The following is a 6,426-nucleotide window of genomic DNA, read 5'->3' as shown; positions in this document are numbered from 1 at the left end:
CTGGGGGTGCGCGGCGGCCAGGTGCTGCTCGTCCACGCCTCCATGCGCGCGCTGGGGCCGGCGTCCGGCTCCGCCCCGGCCGTGGTGGCGGCGCTGCGGGAGGTCCTCGGCCCGGAGGGCACGCTGGTGGTCCCGGCCGGCACGTCGGGCAACTCCGACACGTCGGCGCTGTATCTCAGGGCCATCACCGGGCTGACCGCCGGCGAGGTCGCGGCCTACCGCGAGCGGATGCCCGCCTTCGATCCCGCGACCACGCCGTCGCAGGGCATGGGGATCCTCGCCGAGACCGTACGGACGCTGCCCGGGGCGGTGCGCAGCGCCCACCCCCAGACCTCCTTCGCCGCCATCGGCGCGCACGCCGCCGAGCTGATGGACGGCCACGACCCCGCCTGCCACCTGGGTGAGCGCTCGCCGCTGGCCAGGCTGTACGACAGGGACGCGGCCATCCTGCTGCTGGGCGTCGGCTATGACCGGTGCACCGCTTTCCACCTGGCCGAATACCGCTACCGCGCGGACCCTCCCCGGCGCCTCTACCGCTGCGTGGTCGACTTCGGCACCGGCCGGCGATGGTGGGAGTACGAGGACGTCGTCCTCGACGCCACCGATATGGCCGAGCTAGGGGCCGATTTTGAAATATCCCAAAATATAGCCACAGGTCAGGTCGGCGAGGCTGAGTGCAGGTTGATCCCATTACGGAAGGCTGTGGATTACGCAACTCTCTGGTACGCCGAGCGGAGAACGGTGTAATAAGTACCACAGGGGAGGGAGGCAGATGTCGCACGGCCGGAGGCCTGGACCCTACTTCTTCCTGAGTTACGCGCACCTGCCCCAACAGCGCTTCAATCCGGGCGTCAACCTGAACGAACCGATCTTCAAACTCTTCGCCGCCCTCTGCAAGCACATCCTGCACATGACGAACTGCACGGATGTCGAAGCCGGCTTCATGGACCAGAAGCTGGAGTCGGGAGACCGCTGGAACGACCAGCTCGCCGAGGCCCTCGCGACATGCCGGGTATTCGTACCGGTGTATTCTCCCCGCTATTTCCAGAGCGAGGAATGCGGAAAGGAATGGGCCGCCTTCATGCACCGCGTGCAGGCGCACCGCGACGCCGACGGCAGGGAGCCCCAGGCGATCGTCCCGGTGGTGTGGCATCCCGTGCCACCCGACGACCTGCCCGACGTGGCCAGGCCCATCCAGTTCTCGCTGCTGAGCATGGACGAGCGCTACCTGGAGGACGGCTTCTACGGCTTCACCGAGCTGCCCGGCCTGCGCAGCCACTACCGGACGGCCACGTACGCGCTGGCCAAGCGGATCGTCTCCGTGGCCAAGGAGACGCAGGTGGCCCCGTGCGAGCCGCTCCCGTACGACCGGCTGGGCAGCGTCTTCGGCGACTACGGCAGGAGGCACCCGCTCAAGGTGACCGTGGTCGCCTCCGTCACCGAGACGCTGTCGCACCAGCGCGACCCTTATTACTACGGCCACGCCGCCGCCGAGTGGAACCCGTTCCGCGGGCCGGGCAACTCCAAGCCGCTCGCCGAGTGCGCCCGCGAGCTGGCCGAGGTGCAGGGATACCGCGCCGAGATCGTCGGCTTCGAGCAGTACACGGAGCAGCTCCTCGGCACCGCCCAGCCGGAGGGCCCCGCCGTGATGCTCCTGGACGCCTGGGAGGCGACGCAGCCCGGCCGCCGCGCCGACCTGCTCCGTTTCGACCAGCGCGACCGGCAGTGGGTGAGCGTCGTCGTCCCGTGGAACAGCGCCGACGAGCAGACCGAGCAGGCCAGGAAGCTCCTCAAGGAACGCCTGCGGGAGGCGCTGCCCAGCAAGTACGGCGGCCCCGAATCCTGGGACGTCCCGTCGCTGGAGGCGTTCCGCCAGGCCTTTCCCGACATGGTCGCCAGAGCGGCCAGTCACTTCTTCAGGACAGCCCGAACGTTCCCGCCGACCGGCCACGCCGCGCGCAAGCCGCGACTGATGGAGGATCCGTGACAGAGAGCGAGCACGATGGCCAGGTTGTGACCTTCTACTCCTACAAGGGCGGCGCCGGCCGCACCATGGCGCTGGCCAACACGGCCTGGCTGATCGCGAGCAGCGGCCTGCGCGTGCTGGTGGTCGACTGGGACCTCGAGTCGCCCGGCCTGTACAAGTACTTCCATCCCTTTCTCGACCACCGCCTGATCGGGTCGAGCCAGGGGATCATCGACATCGTCAGCAACTACTCCTGGGCCGCGACCCGCGAGCACGACAGGGACGACTGGTACCACGACTACGCCCGGGTCTCCCCGCACGCGGTGCCGATCGAGTGGGAGTTCCCCGGCGAGGGTGTCCTCCACTTCCTGTCGGCGGGCCAGCAGAACCGCGACTACTCCTCGGTCGTCACCACCTTCGACTGGGACAACTTCTACGGCCGGGTCGGCGGCGGCTCCTTCCTGGACGCCCTGCGCGCCGACATGAAGGCCAAGTACGACTACACGCTGATCGACAGCCGCACCGGCCTGAGCGACATCGCCGACATCTGCACCATGCAGATGCCCGACATCCTCGTGGACTGCTTCACGATGGCCGACCAGAGCATCGAGGGCGCCGCGAAGGTCGCCCGCTACGTCGACGAGCGCTACGGCGACCGCAACATCCGCATCCTGCCCGTCCCGACCCGGATCGACGACGGGGAGAAGGAGAAGCTCGACGCCGGCCGCGCCCTGGCCCGCAGCAAGTTCGAGAACTTCCCCAAGCACATGACGCCGGACGAGACGAACCAGTACTGGGGCGCGGTGGAGATCCCCTACAAGCGGTTCTACGCGTTCGAGGAGACGCTCGCCGTCTTCGGCGACCTGCCGGGGTCGCCCGTCTCGCTGCTCGCCGCGTTCGAGCGGCTCACCGGGGCCATCACCGAGGGGCGGGTCACCGCCTTCCCGGGCATGGACGAGACGGTGCGCGCCCGCTTCCTGGAGGTCTTCACCAGGAAGCAGCCCAGTCAGCAGGCCGACATGCTGCTCAGCTACGTGCCCGAGGACCGGATGTGGGCCGACTGGATCTCGGCCGTGCTGATCCGGGCCGGGTTCCGGGTGGTGCCGCAGGCGCTGGGCAAGGGCCTGCCCGACGGTGACGGCCGGGTTCTCGCCCTGCTGTCCGCCTCGTACGTCCGAGTCGCCCGCTCCACCCAGGACCGGCCGCCGCCGCTGCCCGACGTCTTCGGCGCGCGGCAGGTCGTGCCCTTCATGGTCGGTGAGTACCGGGGGCCGGTGCCCTTCACGGACGCGCCGGTGATCGACCTGACATCCCTGAGCGCGGAGCAGGCGGGGGAGGCGCTGCTGCGGGCCGTGGGCAGGCCGGACGACGTGTCCGGGTACGACGTGCCCGCCGGGGTGCTGGTGTCGAGATTTCCCGGCACGCCGCCCGCGGTGTGGAACGTACCGACCAGGAACGCCTCCTTCACCGGGCGCAGCCCGATCCTGGAACTGCTGCGCGACCGGCTCATGGACGGCAACCACGCCGGCGTGCGGCCGCAGGCGCTGTTCGGGCTCGGCGGGGTCGGCAAGACCCAGATCGCGCTGGAGTACACGCACCGGTTCATGGCCGACTACGACCTGGTGTGGTGGGTGCCGAGCGCCGACTCGGGCGAGGTCAACCGGGCTCTCGCGGCGCTCGCCGTGCGGCTGGGCATCCGGTTCGGCGACAGCATCGCCGACGGGGCCAAGGCCGCCCTGGAGGCGCTCCGGCGCGGGGAGCCGCACAGCAGGTGGCTGCTCATCTTCGACAACGCCGACGAGGCCGACATGCTCCGCCCGTTCCTGCCCGGAGGGACCGGGCACGTCCTGGTCACCTCGCGCAGCCGGGCCTGGTCGAGCGTGGCGTCCACCCTGGAGATCGACGTCTTCAGCAGGGAGGAGAGCATCGACCACCTCCTGCGGCGGGTCCCGAGCCTCGATCCGGCCGACGCCTCGCGCGTCGCCGACGCCCTGGGCTGCCTGCCGCTGGCGATCGAGCAGGCGGCGGCCTGGCTGGCGGAGACGCCCATGTCGGCGGGCGTGTACCTGGCCGAGCTGGAGACGCAGACCCTCAGCACGCTGGCCCTGAACCAGCCCGACGACTATCCCCACTCGGTGGCGGCCACCTGGGAGATCTCGTTCAACCAGCTCAGCGCCCGTTCCCCGGCGGCCGGCCGGCTGCTCCAGCTCTGCGCGTTCTTCGCGCCCGAGTCCATCTCCCAGTCGCTGATCTACAGCGACGAGATGGTGCAGGTGCTCAGGCCGTTCGACGGCTCCCTGCGCGACAAGCTCGTGCTGGGCCGGATCATCAGGGACATCGGCAGGTTCGCGCTGGCGAAGGTGGACCAGGGCAACAACACCATCCAGGTGCACCGCCTGGTCCAGAAGGTGATCAGGTCGCGGATGGGGGAGGAGGAGGCGCTCAAGGCGAGCCACGAGGTGCACCGCATCCTGGCGGGCGCCCGGCCCAGGCAGGGCGAGGTGGACGACCCGGAGAACTGGCCGCGCTACGAGCTCATCTGGCCGCACCTCGCCCCGTCCGGCGCCATCACGTGCGTCGAGGAGGAGGTGCGCCTGCTGCTCACCGAGTACGTGCGCTACCTGTACAAGCGCGGCGACTTCGACAACGCGCTCACCCGCGGCCGGGCGCTGGCCGCGACCTGGGCCAGTGAGTTCGGCCGCACCGACGGGCAGCGGCTGCACCTGCTGTTCCAGATCGGCAACGTGCTGCGCTCCCAGGGCCGCTACGAGCAGGCGCGCGAGCTGGACGAGGAGGTGCTCGACGCGCAGCGGGCGCTGTACGGCGAAAGCCACCACCACACGCTGCTGACCTCCGGCGGGCTCGCCGCCGACCTGCGGGCTCTCGGCCGGTTCGACGAGGCGCTGCGGATGGACAGGGAGACCTACGACCGCTGGAAGGACGGTTTCGGCGAGGACTACCCGCGCACGCTCGTCGCCGCGAACAACCTGGCCGTCTCCTACCGCCTGGTCGGCGACTGCTACAGCGCGAAGGAGCTCGACCACGAGACGCTGGGCAGGATGCGGGCCAGCTCCGTGATGGGCCCGTCGCATCCCGACACGCTCAACACCACGCAGAACCTGGCCCGCGACATGCGCGAGGCCGGCGAGTACCAGCCGTCGCTCGAACTGCTCAGGCGGGTTCTGGAGCTCTACAGGGAGGTGCTCTCCGAGAACTACCTGGACACGCTGCGCGCGGCCAAGAGCCTGGCCGTCTCCCTGCGCAAGGTCGGGCAGTATCACGAGGCGCTCAGTCTCGTGCAGGACACCTACCATCGCTACCAGCGGCTCCACCCGTTCTCGCCGGAGACCAGCGCGGCGGCGCTGGAGGTCGCCTGCTGCATGTCCGTCCTGGGCGACAAGCAGAGCGCCCTGGAGATGACGGCCAAGGTGGTGGAGGACTACATCGAGCTGCTCGGGCCCGATCACTCCTACACCCTGGTGGCGGCCAACAACCTGATGATCTTCCGGCGTGGCGTCGGCGACACCCGGCTGGCCCACGTCGAGGGCAGCGAGGTGCTCGCCGGCTTCCGCCGCCGGCTCGGCGAGAGCCACCCCTTCACGCTGGCCTGCACTGTGAACCTGGCCAACTGCGCGGGAGACCTCGGCGACACCGAGCAGGCCGCCACGCTGGAGCGGCAGGCCCTCGCCGGGCTGCGCCAACGGTTCAGACCGGGGCATCCCGACACGCTGGCCTGCGAGGCCAACATGGCGATCACCCTGCGCGCCTCGGGTGACCGCGTACGCGCCGACCGGCAGCACGAGTCGGCCCTGAAGGCGCTCAGCGCGGTGCTGGGGGAGAGCCATCCGACCGTGCGGGCCGTACGCGACTGGGAGCGGCTCAACCGCGATCTCGAACCTCAGCCGACCTGAGCCACAGCAGCACCTCCGGGAGGACGTCCAGCGCGCCGAAGTGCGCGGCGTCCCGCTGGATCCTGACCAGCGCGCCGGGGATCCGGCGGCCGAGCCACCGGGCGTGGTCCACCGGGGAGAACACGTCGTCCTCGCCGTGCCAGAGCAGCGTCGGCACGGAGATCGCGGCCGGGTCGAACCCCCACGCGGTGTTGAGCGCCAGCACGTCGTCCACCCAGCCGTCCGCCGAATGGCGCAGCCCCTCGGCGAAGTTGCGCACCAGCATGCGGCGGATGCCGTCGTCGGCCACCACCCTGCGGTCCGACTCCGGCACCTGCTGGCAGAGCCTGAGGACCTTGCTGAACGGGTCGGCGCGGATCTGCTCGGCGGCGACGGTCAGCCGCGCCGCCACCGCGCTGTGGCCCACCCGGGCGACCCGGTATTCCACGATGTTGGACTCGTGCATGCCGTCGAACCAGCGCAGGCCCTCAGCGCCGGGCGGCGCCAGCCCGACCAGCGCGGCGGCCCGGGTGACCAGGCCCGGGAGCAGCGCCGCGCAGGCGAGCGCGT

The 6,426-nt window shown here is 70.4% G+C and carries 4 protein-coding genes; 3 read left to right on the top strand and 1 reads right to left on the bottom strand.

All coding sequences use genetic code 11. The annotated features are described in order from the left end of the window. The 3 genes from DQW85_RS29825 to fxsT all read left to right on the top strand — a co-directional run. Nucleotides 1–747 (top strand): AAC(3) family N-acetyltransferase (locus tag DQW85_RS29825; protein ID WP_240197510.1); only part of this gene is annotated, 747 nt, incomplete at its 5' end. 25 nt (nt 748–772) lie between these two features. Next, complete coding sequence (locus DQW85_RS29820; RefSeq protein WP_113703159.1) at nt 773–1,987, top strand: TIR-like protein FxsC; 1,215 nt, start codon at nt 773–775, stop codon at nt 1,985–1,987. Further along, a complete protein-coding gene (fxsT, locus tag DQW85_RS29815) occupies nt 1,984–5,877 on the top strand; it encodes an FxSxx-COOH system tetratricopeptide repeat protein (RefSeq protein WP_205315513.1) in 3,894 nt (1,297 codons plus the stop codon). Before DQW85_RS29820 ends, fxsT begins: the two co-directional genes overlap by 4 nt. Here the strand turns inward: fxsT and DQW85_RS29810 are convergent. Next, nucleotides 5,846–6,426, bottom strand: a 581-nt coding sequence (locus tag DQW85_RS29810; RefSeq protein WP_162795481.1) for an alpha/beta fold hydrolase, incomplete at its 5' end; no start/stop codon positions are given. The two genes, fxsT and DQW85_RS29810, sit on opposite strands and share 32 nt — an antisense overlap.

Source organism: Nonomuraea lactucae, from assembly GCF_003313395.1.
GTDB classification, from domain to species: Bacteria; Actinomycetota; Actinomycetes; order Streptosporangiales; family Streptosporangiaceae; genus Nonomuraea; species Nonomuraea lactucae.
Note: the sequence above shows the minus strand (reverse complement) of the source record. Positions and strands in the feature narration are given on the sequence as shown.